At 58.2% G+C, this 19,387-nt stretch carries 11 protein-coding genes; 6 read left to right on the forward strand and 5 right to left on the reverse strand.

Annotated features, from left to right (window positions below):
• The first annotated feature begins 157 nt into the window (after nt 1-157).
• Both ACQK2L_RS12035 and ACQK2L_RS12040 read left to right on the forward strand, forming a co-directional pair.
• Nucleotides 158-1,018, forward strand: a complete 861-nt coding sequence (locus tag ACQK2L_RS12035) for a helix-turn-helix domain-containing protein (protein ID WP_425397216.1) — start codon at nt 158-160, stop codon at nt 1,016-1,018.
• A gap of 17 nt (nt 1,019-1,035) precedes the next feature.
• Nucleotides 1,036-2,433: a phenylacetate--CoA ligase family protein gene (locus tag ACQK2L_RS12040; RefSeq protein ID WP_425397217.1), complete on the forward strand. Its 1,398-nt coding sequence runs from the start codon at nt 1,036-1,038 to the stop codon at nt 2,431-2,433.
• A 9-nt stretch (nt 2,434-2,442) separates the two neighbouring features.
• Here ACQK2L_RS12040 and ACQK2L_RS12045 read toward each other — a convergent pair whose 3' ends face one another.
• Together ACQK2L_RS12045 and ACQK2L_RS12050 are read right to left on the reverse strand one after the other, a co-directional pair.
• On the reverse strand, nt 2,443-3,531 hold the full coding sequence (locus ACQK2L_RS12045) for a DUF2817 domain-containing protein (protein ID WP_425397218.1): 1,089 nt from the start codon (nt 3,529-3,531) through the stop codon (nt 2,443-2,445).
• 45 nt (nt 3,532-3,576) lie between these two features.
• Nucleotides 3,577-4,542 (reverse strand): carbohydrate kinase family protein, encoded by a 966-nt coding sequence (locus ACQK2L_RS12050; protein ID WP_425397219.1) that lies wholly within the window; start codon nt 4,540-4,542, stop codon nt 3,577-3,579.
• An 813-nt stretch (nt 4,543-5,355) separates the two neighbouring features.
• On the opposite strand from ACQK2L_RS12050, the gene ACQK2L_RS12055 reads away from it, so the two are divergent.
• Entirely contained in the window at nt 5,356-6,228 is an 873-nt protein-coding gene (locus ACQK2L_RS12055) for a response regulator (RefSeq protein WP_425397220.1), read from the forward strand.
• 197 nt (nt 6,229-6,425) lie between these two features.
• Here ACQK2L_RS12055 and ACQK2L_RS12060 read toward each other — a convergent pair whose 3' ends face one another.
• Together ACQK2L_RS12060 and ACQK2L_RS12065 are read right to left on the reverse strand one after the other, a co-directional pair.
• Nucleotides 6,426-10,442 carry a chemotaxis protein CheB gene (locus ACQK2L_RS12060; protein WP_425397221.1) on the reverse strand — a complete coding sequence of 1,339 codons (4,017 nt, stop codon included), beginning with the start codon at nt 10,440-10,442 and terminating at the stop codon, nt 6,426-6,428.
• Between the two features lie 38 nt (nt 10,443-10,480).
• Nucleotides 10,481-13,756, reverse strand: coding sequence for a chemotaxis protein CheB (locus ACQK2L_RS12065; RefSeq protein ID WP_425397222.1), 3,276 nt, complete (start codon nt 13,754-13,756; stop codon nt 10,481-10,483).
• A 347-nt stretch (nt 13,757-14,103) separates the two neighbouring features.
• On the opposite strand from ACQK2L_RS12065, the gene ACQK2L_RS12070 reads away from it, so the two are divergent.
• From ACQK2L_RS12070 to ACQK2L_RS12080, 3 genes are all read left to right on the forward strand, one after another.
• The gene (locus tag ACQK2L_RS12070) at nt 14,104-16,509 is read left to right on the forward strand and encodes a sensor histidine kinase (RefSeq protein ID WP_425397223.1); all 2,406 of its coding nucleotides are present in this window, start codon (nt 14,104-14,106) and stop codon (nt 16,507-16,509) included.
• The gene (locus ACQK2L_RS12075; RefSeq protein WP_425397224.1) at nt 16,466-16,888 is read left to right on the forward strand and encodes a response regulator; all 423 of its coding nucleotides are present in this window, start codon (nt 16,466-16,468) and stop codon (nt 16,886-16,888) included. The genes ACQK2L_RS12070 and ACQK2L_RS12075 overlap by 44 nt, the downstream gene beginning before the upstream one ends.
• Nucleotides 16,889-17,154: 266 nt before the next feature.
• A complete protein-coding gene (locus ACQK2L_RS12080; RefSeq protein WP_425397225.1) occupies nt 17,155-17,934 on the forward strand; it encodes a response regulator in 780 nt (259 codons plus the stop codon).
• A 31-nt stretch (nt 17,935-17,965) separates the two neighbouring features.
• Here the strand turns inward: ACQK2L_RS12080 and ACQK2L_RS12085 are convergent, their stop codons facing one another.
• Nucleotides 17,966-19,381, reverse strand: coding sequence for a DUF1501 domain-containing protein (locus ACQK2L_RS12085; RefSeq protein ID WP_425397226.1), 1,416 nt, complete (start codon nt 19,379-19,381; stop codon nt 17,966-17,968).
• Nucleotides 19,382-19,387 lie beyond the last annotated feature (6 nt).

A 19,387-nucleotide genomic window follows, 5' to 3' on the forward strand; every position in this document is an offset into this window, starting at 1 on the left:
CACGCTGCGCGGCGAAACCTTGACGATCGTGACCGCGTTTAGCACAATAGTGCCAGCCATCCGATTTGGCTCAGTAACTGCAATACTTGCTGCAAGTAGCTGCTGTAAAAGACTTTGCACCGCGAGGTAGCTTCGTCGCAGGTAGTTCAACGGACACATGATCCGCACTCTGAAGAAAGACGACTGGTTTCATCCCGATGGGTTTCCCATCGTCGTCGAGCGGCGGGATCCGCAGGAGCCTTTCGGGTTGCACGCCCATGAGTTCATGGAAGTGGTGCTCATCACTGGTGGGCAGGGGCTGCACGTTACCGGCGAGGATTCGTGGCAACTGGCCACCGGCGACGTGTTCGCCATCGGCGGCGATCGGCCGCATGACTACTTGAACATGGACCAACTGCGACTGGTGAACATCATGTTCGACCAGAACAGTCTGTCGATGGAGCCGATGGATCTTAGCTCGCTGCCCGGCTACCACGCATTGTTCCGACTCGAGCCCGCCTGGCGGAAGCGGCACCAGTTCCAAAGCCGATTGCGATTGTCGCGCGACGAATTGGCGGTGGCCATGGGGTACGTCGAACAATTGGAAGACGAACTGTTGCGACGATCGCCCGGCTTCCGCTGCATCGCGATGGCTTGCTTCATGCAACTGGTCGGATACCTTTCGCGATGCTACGGTCAATCGAAGAGTTCCGACTCGCGCGCACTGTTGCGAATCGCCCGCTGCATCACGCACCTCGAAACGCACTTTGCCGATACGATCGGGCTTGAAGAACTGTGCGAGATGGCCGGGATGTCACGGCGTAGCTTCTTGCGGGCGTTTGAAGCCGCGACTGGCTGTACGCCGATCGCCTATTTGATTCAACTGCGGATGACCTATGCGGCGCGACGATTGCAACAGTCGACCGACAGCGTGACCGACATCGCCTACTCCGTGGGATTCAACGATAGCAACTATTTCTCGCGACAGTTTCGCAAACACTACGGAACCTCGCCCCGCGCGTATCGCCAAGTGCAGTAGCATCAGGAGTCAGCAGGATGGAGCTTTGGGAAACACTTCGATTTGGTGCTCGGGCGCTGTTGCTGAAATCGATGTCTACCGCGTCGCCGGAGCGAATCGCCCATAAGCAACTTTCCCGCTTGCGGAGGTTGGTAGCGCACGCCAAGGAGAACTCGCCCTACCTGGCCGAAAAGTACGCAGGTGTCGATCTCGACACCTGCCAGCTCGAGGACCTGCCGACGTGCGACAAGTCGGAAGTGATGGAGAACTTCGATCGGTGGCTGACGGTCGACGATGTGAAGCAGGACGAAGTCGAGGCGTTCTTCGACAACGATGCGAACCTCGGCAAGCTGTTCAAGGACCGGTATGTCCTCAGTCATACCTCCGGTAGCACGGGGCAGCCGCTCCTGTTGGTGAAGTCGCCGATCGACTTCGAGTTGATGTTCGCACTGCAGGCCGCCCGCGGGCACCGGACGTCGCTCGACTTGAAGGAGATGATCACTCGCTTCACCGAACCGGTGCGACTGGCGGCGGTCACGCTGAAGCCGGGATTCTTCCCCTCGGGTTCGGCATTTCAGTACATGCCCGACGGTGTGCGGAACTTCATCGATGTGCTGCAGCTCAGTTTGAACGATGAGAACCTGATCGCTCGGCTCGAAGAGTTCCAACCCACGCACCTTACGACTTACGCCAGCATCCTGCACGAACTCGCGCGGGCGGTGGAGTCGGGCGAGCTGGACTTCGGCGACCACTTGGAGCAAGTGGTGAACATCAGCGAGAAGCTCATGGCCGGGCCGCGAAAGCGATACCAGGAGCTGTTCGGCGCGCCGGTTCTGGACGACTACGGCATGGGTGAGTGCTTGTTCCTCACTAGCGGCTGCATGACCAGCCGCGGGATGCACGTCAACTCCGACTGGGCGATCCTGGAGGTGGTGGACGACGACAACCGGCCGGTCCCGTCGGGCGAGCGCGGCAGTAAGATTCTGCTCACCAATCTGGCCAATCGCATTCAGCCGTTCATTCGCTACGAGGTGGGCGACATCGTGGTGATGGCCAGCGAGCATTGCGACTGCGAGGTGACGCTGCCGCTGATCGCCGAGATCGAAGGGCGAAATTCAGAGCTCTTCTACGCGAAGGTCGATGGCCAGCTGCGGCCGGTCCATCCCGCGATCGTCGAGCAAGCCATTGGACAGACGATGGAAGTACGCGAGTATCAGATCGTGCAGGACGAACCCGAGAGGTTGCAGGTGAAGATCGAGCCGATCGGGTCGGCGGCACTCGATGCCGATCAGGTGCGACAGGAAGTACTCGAGGAGTTGAAAGGTGAGGGGTTCAACGAACTCGACGTGCAGGTCGAAGTGGTCGATCGGCTCGTTTCCGACGACCAGGGGAGCAAGTTCAAGCGGGTGATCACGAACTTCGAGCCGGATCAGTAACACGCAGGCTTATCGATTCAATACCGCGGCGGCGTGCTGCACCAATCGCGTGCCCGTCGTAAAGCAAGCTTCCCGCCAGTTGGGTCGCTTGGGGGCAAAAGCTTCGGAGAGTCGTTGTCGCGACCAGTGGGTCGGTGGCAGATTCTTGTGCGACTGGGTCCAACGATTCTCGTCGGCCAGGCAGCGGACTACTTGCAGCGCGGCGTATGTGCCGAACTCGGCCGTGGCATAGTGGTAGCGAGTGTTGGGAAACAGCGATTGCAGCCACGGGCCAAAACTCCCCTTAACCGTGTACCGGCTGACTTGGCCGGCCTCAACCACTTGGAACGGAGCAAACTTCTCGCGCCACCAGGTAGCGCCATCCAACGACTCGCGCTCGGTGAGCAGCAACTCCAGGTTCGCCCAGCGGCCGAGCCCTGTGTGGAAGTCGAGGTGAATCACCTGTTCGACCGCAGGCAGCAAACTGGGGAGCAGACCTTCGAGCAGTCTGCCCGACTGGGCGAGCTGCCGACCGCCGTAGAAGATCCAATCAGGGTGTTCGTACTGCCCGACCGGCAGCGTCTCCCAGAACGAGCGGTGCCCATGGCGCGCCGCAAGGTAGCCCATCCGCAATGTGGATGTGGCGATGCGAAGTGGCCTGGTGGGCGGGCCGAGTATCTTGCGGAACTTGCCCGCCAGCGGCGGCGCACCGACGTACTCTTCACTGGGTAGGAGGAAGTTGCGATTCAGGTCGACGTTCTCTTCGTTGAAGCGTCGCCGCATAGCAAAGCCATACGGATTCACCGAGTGAATCAGGACGAGCGAGAGCCCATCGCGGCGCAGCCCCCACGAATCGAGGCACTCGAGCGTCGCCAGTTGTACGGCCGCACCGAGCGGCGCCTCAACGCCATGCACGCCGCTGGAGACGATGATGGCGCGCGAAGCGTTCGGCGAGCCCACCACGGCAACATCGATCGAAAGTGGCTGCGCTATCGCCGCGTCGAGCGACAACTCCAATGCGTGATGCTCTGCGCCCACCGCCTGGCAGGCTGCGATAAAGCGTTGCCGCGACTCGAAGTAGTCACTTGAGAAGTAGCGAGTTGGAGGAGTGGTGGCCACGACCTTATTATGTGCGGTCCTGCGCGGACAACGAACCGTGCAAGTTCAAGAATCCGCTTCCGCCTCGCCGGCAAGCTTGGCTGCGGTGTCGAAATCCCCTGCCGCCGTAGTCCCGCCGAGGGCCGTGACGCAGATTGCGCCGCAAGCGGCCGCCAAGCGACCCGCCTCGGCAAGCGTCATTCCGCGCAGAAGGCCACAGAGCAGTCCACCCATGAACGAGTCGCCCGCTCCGGTGGTATCGTTCACTGGGCCCGGCGGTGCAATCGGTGGTACTTCAATCAAGTTGCCTTCCGCGTCGCTGAGCAGCGCGCCGCGTTCGCCGAGTTTCACGCCCAGCACTCCTGCGGCGCCAGCGGCACGGAATTTGGCGATCATCGCGGCGGGGTCCGAGAGTGCCGTCTGATGGCTGGCTTCCTTCAGGCTAGGGACGTAGACATCCACGTGTGGCAGCACCGGGGCAATCTCTTCAAACGTGCCGCCAGTGCCGGAGGCATCGAGTGCCGTCATGCATCCCACACCGCGCGCCGCCTGCAGCACTTCGGGGAGATCATCTTGCAGGTTAGGGAGCAGCGAAATGTACCCTAGCAGCATGGCTCGACTTTGGGCAAAGAAATCAAGCTGCGAGAGGAACGCGTCCTTGTCCAACAGCTTCGGCGCACCGACCGCATGCAGAAAGCTCCGCTCGCCTGCTTCGTCGATCAATACGGCCGTGGTGCTGGTGGGAGCCGTAGGATGCGCGAGCAGGTGCGAGGTGTCGATACCCTCGGCTTCGTAACGGGATTGAATCACGTCCGCCCACTCGTCGTTGCCTCGGTACGTGAACGCCGCGGTGCGCATGCCGAGTCGAGCGAGCGTGATTCCCGCGTTGGAGACGATGCCGCCGGTGGTGAGTAGCAGTGGCTCGGTGCGGACCAGTTGCCCTGGGCCGATGGCGCGGTCGAGATCCACCGGCCGCACCAGGACGTCCACGACGCACGAACCACACGCAATCACGTCTAGTGTTTTTTCCACGAAGTAAGGTTCCATTGGTAGAATTAAGGCCAATCGTAGAGGTTTGGATGCGAGTTTGTCTGGTTTAGCCGATTGCAGCGTGGCGCGAATATATCTGCCGTCTCACACCGCTCCAAACAGTAACCACTGCATCACACACGCCGCGTACCGCCAATAGACCAAGTTCAAGCTGGAATTCTACCGCAGTTTCTGGTCATCTGCAGTTCTTGGCAGAGAGGTCGCGGTGCGTAGTATCTCATGTCGGTGTGCCAAGAAGGGGCGTTACGCGTGGCCCAGGTCTTGGTCGGATGATCGCCGAACTCGTTGCCGATGGAGAGTCGAACTGGTATCGGTCAGAGTACGGACCAGCGCGGTTTTGAATGGTGCGTAGATATTCTATGAGCGATCCTGACTTAATCGCAGAGTCTGCGCGCTTCATTCGACCCCGTCGCACCTCGTGCCATCGCAACGGTGGCATAAGGCCCGCCGAATGGCTAGACCCGAGGTGGTGCTTGCGGCGAAGTGTGCCAGCATCGCGTAGAGTTTTTTGAAGTTTTCGTTTATTGGTATTGCCAAAGCTTGACGTACTGAATTAACCTTGTCCCTTGTGCTTGATTCATCGCGGTTTGTGCGGACAAGACGTCCGACGGTCTTTTCACCGTTCCTCAAGACGGTCAGCCCGCGAGTGATGGGAGCAAAAAGCATCAGCTTCCGCTTGGCGCTTTGCTAGATCCGCTCATGCGGCACTAGATCGGCGGTATCGTCTGCACCTCAGTTGCAGTTCAGGTTTGGAGAACTCGGTTGTCAATCGAGTGATTGGAAAGGAGACCCTCTATGTTAGTCCTTTCGCGCAGGGAGCAAGATAGAATCGTTTTCCCTACACTAGGGGTGGCAGTCCACGTTCTGCGGTTGGGCGGAAACAAGGTGCGGCTGGGTGTCGATGCTCCGCGCGAAGTGCCCGTGTTGCGTCACGAGTTAACGCCGCACGAAGAACACCAACTGGCCAAGAGTCGGAAGGTTGGTGCTGACGCGGAGTCGAACACGAAGGTTCAAGGAGCTGTGGCGTCCGCGATGAGTGCTCTGCAGAAGCTGACCCAACTGGTCGACAGAGAGCTAGACGCTAGCCACGAAGTGCAGATCATGGAGCTCTTCCGCCAGTTGCGCGTCATCGACGAGGCCGCTCAGCCCAATGAATTGCTGAGTGAGCCAGTGTCGAAGACTGAGCCGCAGCGGACGAAGGCGCTCTTGGTGGAGGACAACGTAAACGAGGCCCGGTTGCTGGCAGCGTACTTGCGAAATTGCAACATGGATGTCGCCCTGGCCGGCGACGGCGGGTGCGCGTTGGACTATCTAAACGAAAACGAGGCACCCGATGTGGTGCTGATGGACATGATGATGCCGGTGTTCGATGGCGCGGCGACGGTACGGCGGATCCGCGCGTCGGAGAGGCATTCGTCCCTGAAAATTTACGCTGTGAGTGGTGGTGATCCTCAAAGCTATGGACTGGAACTGGGGCCAGCAGGGGTGGATGGGTGGTTTCCCAAGCCGCTCGATCCTGACGTGCTGGCCTTCCGTGTGGCGTTTGATAACTCGGCAAGGCCACGCGGCGGTGTAAGAAAAAACGATCGTTTGTCCGACTCGGCATACCAACATGCAGGCGGACTTGGTGAAGGCGAACTTGCGAAAGGGGCCGGTATACCAAGATAGGCACGGAGGCCACGATTTCCGCAGGGAAACGGGTCGGGCATATTAGCGGGGGCCATGGCGCGGGATTGCTCATGGCCTCCGCCCTTCATTTGCACTACGCGAGTGCCGTTTGCACTGGCGCAACCAACATAGAGCGCACAGGTAAATGTAGCGTGTATTTAAGCAAAACTCGCCGCCATAGATGCTACACGCCCGCACTAGCTGGCTGTGGGTGATGTCGGATTGGCACTCTCCGTGTCGGGGCGATAGCTCTGAATCGCCCGCATCAACTCTACCGGGTCGACGGGTTTGACCAAATGTATATCGAATCCGGCTGCTTTTGCTTTGGCTCGATCTCGATACTGTCCATATCCGGTGAGGGCCACTAGCAGCATGTTCTTGTGTTGCTCGGTCTGACGGATTCGACCGGCTAGTTCGTATCCGTTCAGATCGGGAAGCCCAATGTCGATCACCGCGATCTCGGCGGGAAAGTCTTCGAGTTGTGCAAGCGCTTCGACGCCATTGCCAGCAGTTTCGACTTCGAACCCCTTGAGTTGAAGCGTCCTGGCCAGCATTCTACGAATACCGTCGTTGTCCTCGACCAGCAGCAGCCGTTTCCCTTCGCAGGGTTCCCCTTCGCTGGGGGCATCGCTGCTGGGGCGGAGCATCGTAAGTGGCAAGCGGACTCGGAACAAGCTCCCTTTTCCAACGCCCCCGCTGCTAGCCTCCACTTCGCCGTTGTGAGCATCCACGACCTTCTTGACCAAAGCCAGCCCGAGTCCCATTCCGCCCTGCGCGCGTTCGATCGATTGTTCGCCCTGCGCGAACGGTTCGAAGATATTGTCCAGGAGTTCGGGGGAGATGCCGTCTCCATCGTCACTTACAGTGATTAGCGCATCGTCGCCATCCTGTTCGAGGTAGTAGTTGATCCTGCCGCCTTCGCCGGTGTACTTACTGGCGTTGACCAACAGGTTGACTTGTACTTGTTGCAGCCTGCCCACGTCTCCTTCGACGTACAGCGGACTATAGGGAATGTCGACATGAAGCTCTTGGTTTCGTGTCTCGACCTGATGTTGTACGCAGTCGATCACGTCCATGGAGAGCGCCGTGAGATCGACTGCCTCTTTGTGGAGCTTCACCTTGTCGTTGGTGATACGGGCGACGTCGAGAACATCATCCAGGATGCGCGCCACGTGCCGCACGTTGTGGTCGATGACATCGAAGGCGTCGATGCGTTCCTTCTCTTCGGCGTCGGGCTCTTTGATCAGCATCGTGGCATTCAGCACGGCCGCCAATGGGTTCCGGAGTTCGTGCGACAGCATTGCCAGAAATTCGTCTCGCCGACGAATTGCTTCGCGAACGTGTTGCTCGGCTTGTTTCTGCTTGGTCACGTCGCGAGCCACCACCGACACGCCGACTGCTGTGTTCTCCATATCGTATATAGGAGAAATGGAAACGCTCAGCATGCCATTGCCGCCTTCAGGGGACTCGAATTCGGCGTCCAGGCTGTCCAGCGACTTGCCGGCGAGGAGTCCCTGCATCAGTTGTTCGAACGTCCCTCCGGCGAAGGTCCAGGGCAGCCCGGACGCTGGGGTGTCGAGCACTTGCTGCTCCTCGAGTCCAAAAATTCGCTCAGCACTTTGGTTCCAGGTGGTGATGATCCCGTCGGCGCTGCAGCGGAAAATGGCATCATCGCTATGAGCAACGATTTCAGATAGTTCCGCTAGGCGTTGTTCGGTACGTTTGAGCGTACTCACGTCGATCAGAGTGATAACGGCTCCTTCAACCCGACTTTGAGAAATATACGGTTGGATTCGCAGTAAGTACCAGTTGGAGTCGTTATCGGTTACTTCTGCTTCCAGTTGTTCGCCGTTGCGCAGCACTCGCGACACCGAAGTGACCAGGCTATCGTATCGAATGCTATGAGTGAACGCATCGATGCGTCGCCCGACATCTTGCTGGATCAGGTTGAATAGCTTGGCGATACCTGGGGTGAATCGTCGAATGCGAAGCTGACGATCGACGAAGATGGTGTTGACGTTCGTCGAATTCAATAGGTTGTCCATGTCGTCGGTCAGTTCAACTAGCTCATCAATCTTCCTTTGGTGTTCGGCATTTACCGTGTAGAGTTCTTCGTTGACGCTATGGAGTTCCTCGTTGGTGCTTTGCAGTTCTTCGTTGGATGCGGTCAGCTGTTCGTTAGTGGCTTGCAGTTCTTCGTTGGTTGTTTGCGCCTCTTCGACAGCGGATTGGAGCGTGGCTCGCGTCATAGTGAGTTCGCGCTCCAACTCCTCGTAGTCGGAAGAATTCAAGCTGGTGACATCGACGTGTACGGGAGATGACGACTCATGATGGGTCGCCGCCGCATCGATTCGCACGAATCGACGCTCGTCCGCGTCGGCCAGTCGCTCTACGGTGACGCGCATTACTTGTCCGTCCGAATCCGACTCGGGTACCTCGGCCGCGGCCGATGGTTGTTCTCGGGTGCGGCGTACCAATGCCGAAATGACCGTCCGCAACTGAGGAGAAATCAAGTCGTAGACATTCTCAGGGGGGCGTCCGGCTGGATAGGTTAGCAGTCGCTTGGCGTCGCCAAAAGAATGTAGCAGTTCCTGGTTGGGGCCCAACAGCAGGCCAGCGGGGATGAACATGGCCAGCAACTTGTCGTACGATTCGAGCAACTCCGACGGCCTGGGCGACGACGGTCCGATGTTTAATTGGTCGGCCGCATGTGTCGGAGCGGGAAGTATCCCGACAGGCATGCGCATTGAGACTGGCAGCGTAACGTCGCGATGCTTGCGGTACAATCGCAGCTTGTCGCTGATGGATTCAAATTCGTGTCTGAGCTCTCCCGTAGACTCACTCGACCCCAAGCACAGCACTCCACCCGGCTTTAGCCCAAAGTGGAACAGCGATAGCACTTTCTTTTGAGTGACTGGTGAAAAATAGATGAAGACATTCCGGCAACTTACCAGATCGAGATTCGTAAACGGGGCGTTGGCAATGGCATTGTGTGGTACGAATACCACCGATCGCCGCAGTTCGGCGATGGCATGGAATCCATCGGCCTTTTCTTTGAAATATTTTTCCCTGTACTCTTCTGGCAGTCCGGCGAGATTTTGCTCGCTGTAAATGCCCCGCCCGGCGAACTCAAGCGATTCGCGGTGCACGTCGGAGGCGAATACCTTCACGCCTCCCTTGCGGCCTGCTCTTTGCAAGGCTTCATGGATGATGATCGCCATGGAATAGGCTTCTTCGCCGGTCGCCGTGCCGACTACCCAAGCCCGAAAATCCTGCATCACGTCCACTTTGGCAACCAGTTTGTCGAGTACGTCATCCTGCAGCGCGGCGAACACGTCTGGGTCGCGAAAGAAGCCAGTGACGCCGATCAACAAGTCGCGATAGAGACGGTCCAATTCCCCCTGGTCGACCCGCAGTCGCGCGGCGTACGTGCCGAGGTCGCTGTCGCCGTTGAGCATCAATCGGCGTTCGATTCTGCGCGCAATGGTGCCAATCTTGTAGCAGTTGAAGTCGATCTCGAACCGCTTCTTCAGTTGGCTAAGTATTGAGTAGATTGGCCCGTCGCGACCATGTTCTACATCAGGGTTGCTGGTGCCGACCGCAGCTAGCGGGCTATTGACGTACCGAAAGATGGCGTCGCCCATCTCTTCGGGCGCCAGCACCAGGTCGGCGACCCCCGTGTCGCAGGCGCTGCGTGGCATGCCATCGAACTTGGCGCTTTCCTCGCTCTGTACAATCACAAACCCACCGCCGCGATGGATCTCCTGAATGCCCCGCGAACCGTCGCTGCCGGTTCCGGAGAGGATGATTCCAATGGCGCGGGGACCGGCGTCCTGGCCGAGTGATCTCAGGAAGTTGTCGATTGGGAAGTGCAATTCCTTCTTCGAAGAGCGTTCGGCCAGCAGCAGTCGCCCGCTCGATACGATGACTTCGTTGTTGGGAGGAAGCAGGTAGACCGAATTCGGCTCCATCGGCACTTCGTTGCGGATCAGATGGATCGGCATCTTGGTGCGGCGAGCCAGCAGTTGATCCATCAGTGATTCGAAGTCGGGAGAGAGGTGCTGGATAACGACATAGCTCACACCCTGGTCAGCGGGGGCATGTTCGAACAAGGCCTCCAACGCCTCCAAGCCACCTGCAGAAGCACCGACGCCTACGATGAACGGGGTTTGGGCTGGGGTGTCGAAACCGCCAAATGGAGTATCGGACATCATGTACCACGATCCCTTAGAGGACTACGAATTCAAATCCTTTAATCTCGCCTGTTGGGCTCGTTCGGAAGTGTGAAGTGAAACTGCGAGCCTTCGCCGGGGGTCGATTCGCACCAAATGTGCCCCCCGTGTCGCTCGATGATTCGCTTACACAAAGCCAGACCCAGACCCTCTCCTTCTACCTCAGGCTTGAAGCCCAGGCGTTGAAAGACGATGAAGATGCGTTCCAGGTGGCGGCTCTCGATACCGACACCATTGTCGGTCATGCAGAAATGCCAGTGGTCGCGATCCTTGGTAGCCGACAAGCTCACAACGGGGGGATCTTCGCCACCATACTTCACTGCATTGTCTAGCAGATACGTTAGTGCCCTCTCCAGTTGAGCATCGTCTCCATTGACGGTTGGCAGGTCGCTAAACGTAATGGTGGCTCCAGTGCGATTGATTTCTGGGGTGAGGTCGGTTACCACTTCTTCGAACAAGGCTTGTATATCCACTTTGCGGAAGTCCTTGCCTCGGGTATTCACCCGCGAGTAGCTCAGCAGGCCTTGCATCATCGTTGTCAGGCGATCCGACGCGAGATGAAGCATCTTGGTAAGCCGGCTTGTCTGTTCGTCGACTTCCAGGTCGTCGTATTGCGACAAGAGTTCGGAGGTCAACATCTTTACATGCCGCAGTGGCGCCTGCAGATCGTGAGAGACCGCATAGGCGAATTCCTGCATATCGTTGTTGATCCGCATCAACTCTCGGTTCTGTTCCAGGGCCAACTCAACCTGCTTGACGGCCGAAATGTCGGTTAGCGTCAGGGCGACGCCGCCGATTTCGTTGTGTACGTCGCGGTAGGGGCGAATGCGTTCGAGATAGATGGTCTTGCCGTCGCGGCTGGGAATCTCGCATTCGAAGTTCTGCCCTGTCTCCAGAACTCGGTTCACTTCGTCGAGTAAGTTCGGGTGATCGAGTTTGTGGGCGATGTGGTCGATGGGGCGGCCAACGTCCTGGTCGATCATGTTGAACGTGTCGGAGATTGCTGGCGTGAACATGCGAATCCGCAATTGGCGATCGAGGAACACGACACCGATCTGCGTGCTTTTCAGCAGATTGTCCATATCGGACGTCAATTGAATCAACTCTTCGATCTTCTGCTGATGTTCCGCGTTAACTGTGTAGAGTTCTTCGTTTACGCTGTGTAATTCCTCGTTGGTGCTCTGTAGTTCCTCATTCGACGCGACTAACTCCTCGTTGGTGCACTGGAGTTCTTCGTTGCTGGTCTCCAACTCTTCGACGGTGGATTGCAGCGTCTCGCGGGTATAGGACAGCTCCTGCTCTAGCACGGTGATCCGCTCGTGGCTCCCTTCGCCGGCGTCGAACTCTTCCGGTGCTGGGCTGGTGGCCGCTGATGGGATCTCCTTGCGCTCGAAGATAATCAAACTCAAGCGATCGGGTCCCCGGCGATAGGGCTCCACGCGCAGCCGATACAGTCCCTCGACATCCGGCTTTGAGACGCGTAGACCGCTGTAGGTGACCGGACGATCTTCCTGCGACGCCTTGTGCAGGGCGGAACTCAGGGCCATTCGCAGTTCGTTGGGCACCAGTTTCAGCACTTCGGTGGTTGGTTTGCCAGCCGGCACTTCCAGCAGCCGCCGTGCGTCGCCGAAGGTGTGCACCAGTTCGTGAAACTCATTTACCAGCAAGCTGGGGGGAACATACTCGGAGAGCAGGCTCTCGAAAGCTCCCAGCATTAGTTTTTCGTTGTAGCTGCGGGGATTTCGGGCGACGAACGGCGCCCGACCGTGAACCACTTGCGATAACTTGGGCGAAGCCGGCAATTTGCTGGCGACCGGCAAGCGGACGTCACGCTGTTTTTGATAGATCCTCCAGTGTCGGTCGATGGTCTCGAACTCGTTGGCCAGGTCTCCCAGGGTCTCGCTGGGGCCAAGGAATAGAACGCCGTTGGCTTTCATGCCAAAGTGGAAGAGTGTCAGCACCCGCTTCTGAACCTGAGGATCGAGATAGATCAATACATTGCGGCAACTGATCAAGTCGATGTTGGTGAACGGCGGATCGCGCGTGATGTCGTTGTGCGCGAAGATCACCAGTTGCCTCAGTTCGCGCGATACGTGGTACAAGTCGCCATTGTTGGTGAAGTACTTGCTGCGCAGCTCGTCGGGAACATTGCTAATGGCGGCTGCTGGATAGACGCCGGCGCTGGCGTTTTCGAGCGAGCGGTCGTGCACATCAGTGGCGAAGACTTTCACCGTCCGGTTGGCGTTCTTGCGGCAGATGTAGTCGTAGAACAACATTGCCAGCGAGTAGGCCTCCTCGCCAGTAGCACAGCCAGGGACCCAAACCCGCAACTCCGCCCGCTCCGGAGCATTGTCCACTAACTTCGGCACCACTTCCGACCGGATCTGCTCATAGGCATCGGTATCGCGAAAGAACTGTGTCACTTCGACCAGCAGGTCGCGGTATAGCGCGTCCAATTCTTCCCGGTCACTGCTGAGCAATTCGACGTATTCGCTCAGGTTGGCCGCATGGGCGATCTGCAAACGCCGCTCGATACGTCGCTCGATGGTAGCCGGTTTGTACAACGAGAAATCGACGCCAAATTCCTGTCGGAACAAGCGGAATATCTGTACGCGATCGTCGTCTCCTTCGAACTGGTCGAGTGGGTGAGAGTGGTAGGGGCTGAACTCTGCGGGCTTCGAGACGTACTTTGCAATCTGTTCGGCCATCAACTCCGGTGGGCAGACAACGTCCGCCAAGCGAGTGGCCAAAGCGCTGCGGGGCATGCCGTCGAAGCCAGCGGAGTCGAGGTCCTGCACCACTACCAGGCCGCCGGCGTCGTGGATGTCTTGAATGCCGCGCGAACCATCGCTGCCGGTGCCGGAGAGCACCACCGCGATGGACCGATCGCCTGCATCTTGGGCCAGCGAGCGAAAGAAGATGTCGATTGGCAGGTTGAGCGATCCGTTCTTGTCCTGGTCGGTCAAGAGCAACTGCCCTTGCGACAATACCATGTTCTTTCGGGGGGGAATGAGGTAGATGCCGTTGGGCTCTACCTCCATGGCGTCTTCCACTTCGTAGATGTTCATGGACGTATGCCGTGCCAGCAATTCGTCCATCAGGCTGTCGTAGTCTGGCGACAGGTGCTGGACGATGACAAACGCCAATCCGGTATCGACCGGCATCTGGTCGAACAACCGTTCGATGGCATCCAGGCCGCCCGCCGAGGCGCCGATACCCACGACGTGAAAGGCGGCCGTTGGGGTGTGGGGGAGGCTGGCGTCCTGGGTCGATTCCCCGACAGACTCGTGAGCCATGTTGACTCTCCGTATGTTGCATCCCATCAAGCTCGGACAGGACGAAGGATGAGGGTGTACGCCACTCCAACTGCGGCGACCTCGATTCTAGAGTTTCTGGTCGCCAATGAACATCCAATTGGTAGCAACTTCCGACGAATTTCGATTCGTTGAGGTAAGCCTTAGCGACTACAAAAGCCGCGAGAATGGCTTTCCAGTAGACTTGCATCACCATTTCACACGGCAAAGAACAGGGAAGCTCTGTCGCCGGGCGGAGCCGCCCGATATGATTTATTAAAGTCGAGTGCCGCAAAACACTACCTAGTAGCTGCCATATCGCCCGGAGTGAAAGGTGGGTTGAGAGCCCAGTGCCCAAGCAACAGACGAAAACGCGGTGGTCCTCCGCGATTGTCGCTTCCATGGCGGTGCTCACTCTACTGGGCTGGTGGACTGGCTTTACTTGGCTTACCTCATTTGGCAAAGGTCTCCCGCCCACCACCCCAATTACCGCGACGCAGTTTCTGCTGCTTGCTGCGGCCCTGTGGTGGTGCCCCCGACGCGGAGAGGGCGTATCCGTGTTGGGCTGTGCCTTTGCCGTGTTTGTTGGATGGGTGGCGATTTGGACCCTGATAAGCTATGCCATTCCGGCTATCCCAGGGCCCGAGGGCCTCTGGGCCTCGTTCCAGGTCGATCAAGCCCATACCGTCTATCCAGGTCGATCGTCGCCGCAGACAGCTTTTGGTTTGGCTCTAGTCGCCAGTAGCGTTGTGATGGTCCAGTTGCTAAGTGGTCCTGCGGTGCGTTGGTTGGCCGACGCGGCTGCTACGCTGGCACTGATTACTGCCTGGACCTCCTGTGTCGGTCACTTGAGCGGAGCCGTCGAGTTGTCGGGTCTGCCCGACAATCCCGCAACCGGCCTCGCGATCCCCACTGCAATCGCGATGGCGGCTGCGTCGGTGGGAGTCATGCTTCGTTCGGGCCGCTCGAGTGTCCTCGGGGTCATCAACTCGGCGCGTGGCGGAGGCTTGCTGTTGCGGATTGCGCTGCCGGTGATTCTGGTGTTGCCGATAGCGTACGCCGCCTTGTACTGGGTGCTTACCGTAGTTGTCGGCCTCGACAGCTCGGCGGTGCGCTATGTCACATGGGTGCTATTTAGCGCCCTGGTTGGTGGGCTTTGCATCTGGTTCGCCGTCGTACTCAATGGACAAGAACGGCTAGGTAATCTGGCAAGGCGACGTCGGGCAGCGTTTCAGTTGTTGGAGGCGCGAGCGAAGGTTGCTGAAACCGAGGACCGTTTTGAGCGGATTTTCGAAGCGTTGCCAATCGGCCTGGTGGTAGTATCGGAATCCGGGGAGATCCTTCAGGTTAATCCTGCATTCTGCAAGTTGTTCCAGTATGCCGACCATGCAATCGTTGGCAAGTCGATCGAGGTCGTGGTCCCCCCGCAGTTTCGCGAGCGCCACGTTCAAGAGCGCCTCGAGTATTCAAAGCACCCAGCAACGCGACAAATGGGACGTGACAGGGATCTAACCGGTATCAGATCGGATAAGACTTCGATTTCTGTGGAGGTAGGGTTGAGCCCCACCACGCTGCAAGGGCGGAGAGTTGTGATCGCCAGCGTGATCGATGTGACGCAGCGCGTAATCGACGAAGCGCGGCTCGACCTGGCGCTGGCGGGCGGAACGGTTGGCCTGTGGGACTGGTATCCAGATCGCGACGAACTGGTTGTTTCCGATCAATTGGGAGATCTCTTGGGTCGGAGTACGCCGATCCACTCTCAAGAGCAGTTTCTCCAGCTGGTCCATCCCCAGGATCGAGAGAGAGTAACAACGGAAGTGGACCGAGTGCTTGCAAGTTCTGATGCGGAGTACACCGACACCATTCGCATCCGGCACAACGACGGGCACTATCTCACCGTGCTGAGCCGCGGGCATATCCATCGCAACGAAGTGGGCCGTGCCGTGCGGTTACTGGGTTCCATCACCAATATTTCTGAGCAGCAGCGTTCGGAGGACAAAATTCGAAAGTACGCCGGGGCGTTGGAAGAAGCGTATCGAGACCTGGACGATTTCACTTACATCGCATCGCATGACCTCAAAGCCCCGGTCCGGGCCATCTGCAGCCTGGCCGAATGGTTGTTGGACGACACTCAGGGGGTGCTGGGGGCTGATTCGCATCGCCACTTAGAACTCCTTAAGAGCCGCGCGCTACGAATGGAGCACCTGCTCGACGACCTGCTGGCTTACTGTCGCGTCGGAACGGCTCACTACGAGATGGAGTTGGTTCATCTGCCCCAAATGATAAATGATGCCTACGACTTCTGTGGTGCGTCGGATACCATGCGGTTGGAAATGGATGTGGAAGTTTCGGATATTACCGCACCCGCGGCCCCTCTGGCCATGTGCCTTCGAAACCTCATCGACAACTCTGTCAAGCATCATGACACTCAAGAGGGAACAGTTTGTGTGTCGGTGCGAGACGAAGGCGACATGGTGCGGATTTCAGTCGCTGATGATGGTCCCGGTATCGAAGAGGCCTACCAGGAGAAGGTGTTCGATATTTTCCAACGACTGCAATCGCGTGACCAGATTGAAGGAAGCGGAATCGGTCTAACTATCTTGAAGAAAACCGTCGAAACCTATAGAGGAGAGGTCTGTCTTGATTCTGCTCCCGGGCGGGGTACAACGGTTTCGATGACTTGGTTCAAAAATGGGGACTCGGAGCGATCAAATGGATACCAAGACGGTGCACATTCTGTTGGTCGAAGACGATGACGTGGACACAGAGGGTATCCGAAGGGCATTTCAACGTGCCCGGATTGTGAACCCTTTGACACGAGTCATCGACGGCATTGAGGCGTTGGAGGTGCTGCGTTCAAGTGATATTTCAAGGCCTTATTTGATATTGCTCGATCTGAATCTCCCCCGCATGAATGGGATTGAGTTTCTCGAGGAACTGCGCGCAGACGATCAACTTCACGATAGCGTCGTATTTGTTCTGACCACGTCGGACGACGATCGCGACAAGGTGGCCGCTTACGAAAAGCAAATTGCCGGGTATATGGTCAAGGCCCGTGCAGGTGAGGACTTCATGAAGCTTATAGGGCTTTTGGACCACTACTGGCGCGTGGTTGAGCTGCCACCCGAGCACTAGCTAGCTTCCTAATAGTCGACCCAGCCGCCAATGTTGGTGGCCAAAAGGGTAAATTTCGGCGAATTATGGGGATTTGCACATTGTGGTGCAAGCACCAAAGGCTTAGGTTGTTAAATGGAATCTCCACACTACCAAGAGGTGTTGTGTCGAGGCCCTGTCTCTATGAAGAGACGATGCGCTAAGCGTGAATTGTTAGCGCACCCACTAAGAGAGTTTGGCCTGCACGCTCCAATGGTTGCTTTGTTCGACCGGAAAGGATGCGAGCTATGTTGGTCATTACGCGACGATCATCGGATCGGATCTCCTTCCCCCAATTCGGGGTGACTGTCCATTTTCTCCGTGTACGCGGCGGAGGTGCAAAGGTGGGCATCGAAGCGCCTCGCGATATCGACATCGTACGCGACGAGGTGGCGGGCAACTCTTCCCCGGCCAAGGTGGTTCGCGATAAGTGGCTCCGCTTGCCGAAGAAAGTTCGTCACGCAATTCGCAACGAACTTCACATGGTGAGCGTTGGCATGCATCTCTATCGCCAGCAAGTTGCCAACGGCGACATCGAAGAAGCCGATCTGACTTTCAGCGAGATTCAGGATGCGATTCGTCGCATCGACGATAACGAGGCTCTGCGCAACGGCGAGAAGAGTCGCGGCGATGCCGTCGAGGGTACGGTGCTGTTGGTCGAAGACAACGACAACGAACGCGAGATGCTTTCAGGTCTGCTGCGGCTGAGTGGCTATCACGTGGTTAGTTTGGGCACGGTTGAGGATACGCTGCAGTACATCAACTCGAATGCTCCCCCGGCCATCGTGCTGGTCGATATGATGCTGCACGACCGGCACGGTTCGGAGATCGTCAGTTGCCTGCGCTCCAACGGCGCGACGCAGCCTTGGATCATCGCCGTGTCTGGCAGTGCGCCGGAAGACTGCCCGCTGCCAGTGGGACGTGAAGGAATCGATCGGTGGTTCCGCAAGCCGGTGAATCCGCAATTCCTGCTCGAGGCGATGCACGAGCCGTTCAAGTCTACTGAAGTGGCGCCGCTCTTGAACTAGAGTTCGGCGTGCTGGCGAACATGCGATCGCGCTACGCCAACAAAGGCCGCACGACGCTGGCTGGCTCCACGCCGGTTAGTCGCATGTCGAGCCCTTGGAATTTGTAGGTCAGTCGCTCGTGATCGATTCCTAGCAAGTGTAGTAGCGTGGCGTGGAAGTCGTGCACGGTGACTTTGTCTTCCGCCACGTTGTAGCCGAACTCGTCCGTAGCGCCGTGAGTGACGCCGGGGCGGATACCTCCGCCCGCCATCCAGAGCGAGAAGCCCTTGATGTGATGATCGCGGCCGAGTTCGCCCTGGTCGCCTTGCGACATCGGCGTGCGGCCGAACTCACCACCCCAGATGACGAGCGTGTCGTCGAGCATGCCGCGCTGGCGAAGGTCTTCCACCAGGGCCCAGCTCGGTTTGTCCACCAACTTCGAGACGGTCTCGACGCCGGACTTTACTGCACCATGGTGATCCCAACCGCGATGGTAGAGCTGGATGAAGCGCACTCCGCGTTCGACCAACCGGCGGGCCAACAAGCAGTTGCTGGCGAAGCTGCCATCGCCAGGTTTGGCGCCGTACATGTCGAGCGTGTGTTGTGGTTCGTCTGACATGTCGACCAATTCAGGCACGCTCGCCTGCATCTTGAAGGCCAGTTCGAATTGTGAAACCGCCGTGGCGATTTCCGGATCTTCGACCGCCGTGTTGCGGAGTCGATTGAGCTTGTTCGTCGCTTCAATCACGCTGAGCTGCTGGGCTCGATCCACGCCCGGTGGGTTGTTGATGTACAGGACGGGATCGCCCTTGGAGTGGAAGTGCACGCCTTGGTGGCGGCTCGGCAGATAGCCGCTGTGCCATTGCCGCGAGGCGATGGGCTGAGACTGCCCGCCCCCCACGGAGGTCAGCACCACAAAGCCCGGCAAGTTTTTCGCCGCGCTGCCCAAACCGTAAAGTACCCACGAACCCATGCAGGGCCGACCGGAAAGCTGCGTGCCGCAGTTCATGAACGTGTGGGCTGGGTCGTGATTGATTTGCTCGGTAGTCATCGACCGCACCACGGCGATCTGATCGGCCAGCTTGGCCATGTGCGGGAACGGGTCGGCGAAGTACTGCCCCGACTGCCCATACTGCTTGAAGCCGAATTGTGGTCCGAAGCAGCGAAGCACTGCGCCTTGTAATTGGGCGATCGGCTGCCCGGCGGTGATCGACTCGGGCATGGGCTGGCCGTGGCGCTTGGCCAGCTCGGGTTTGTAGTCGAGTGTCTCCAGGTGCGACGGACCGCCGGCCATGCACAGGAAGATGACCGACTTGGCCTTGGGAGTGAAGTGAGGGCCAGCTGGGGCGGCAATCTGCGCGCCGCCGGCGGCTTTGAGCTGCTCGGCCAACGCCAGCGAGCCGATGCCCACGGCGCTTCCCTGCAGGAAGGTGCGGCGATTCAGTAAGGTCGATAGGTGGGGCTGCATGAAAGT

The organism is Aeoliella sp. (genome assembly GCF_965227375.1).
Classification (GTDB): domain Bacteria; phylum Planctomycetota; class Planctomycetia; order Pirellulales; family Lacipirellulaceae; genus Aeoliella.

Coding starts and splice junctions, on each gene's coding strand:
- ACQK2L_RS12035 (WP_425397216.1), top strand. CDS start 158: ATGATCCGCACTCTGAAGAAAGACGACTGGTTTCATCCCGATGGGTTT.
- ACQK2L_RS12040 (WP_425397217.1), top strand. CDS start 1,036: ATGGAGCTTTGGGAAACACTTCGATTTGGTGCTCGGGCGCTGTTGCTG.
- ACQK2L_RS12055 (WP_425397220.1), top strand. CDS start 5,356: ATGTTAGTCCTTTCGCGCAGGGAGCAAGATAGAATCGTTTTCCCTACA.
- ACQK2L_RS12060 (WP_425397221.1), bottom strand. CDS start 10,442: ATGATGTCCGATACTCCATTTGGCGGTTTCGACACCCCAGCCCAAACC.
- ACQK2L_RS12065 (WP_425397222.1), bottom strand. CDS start 13,756: ATGGCTCACGAGTCTGTCGGGGAATCGACCCAGGACGCCAGCCTCCCC.
- ACQK2L_RS12075 (WP_425397224.1), top strand. CDS start 16,466: ATGGATACCAAGACGGTGCACATTCTGTTGGTCGAAGACGATGACGTG.
- ACQK2L_RS12080 (WP_425397225.1), top strand. CDS start 17,155: ATGTTGGTCATTACGCGACGATCATCGGATCGGATCTCCTTCCCCCAA.
- ACQK2L_RS12085 (WP_425397226.1), bottom strand. CDS start 19,381: ATGCAGCCCCACCTATCGACCTTACTGAATCGCCGCACCTTCCTGCAG.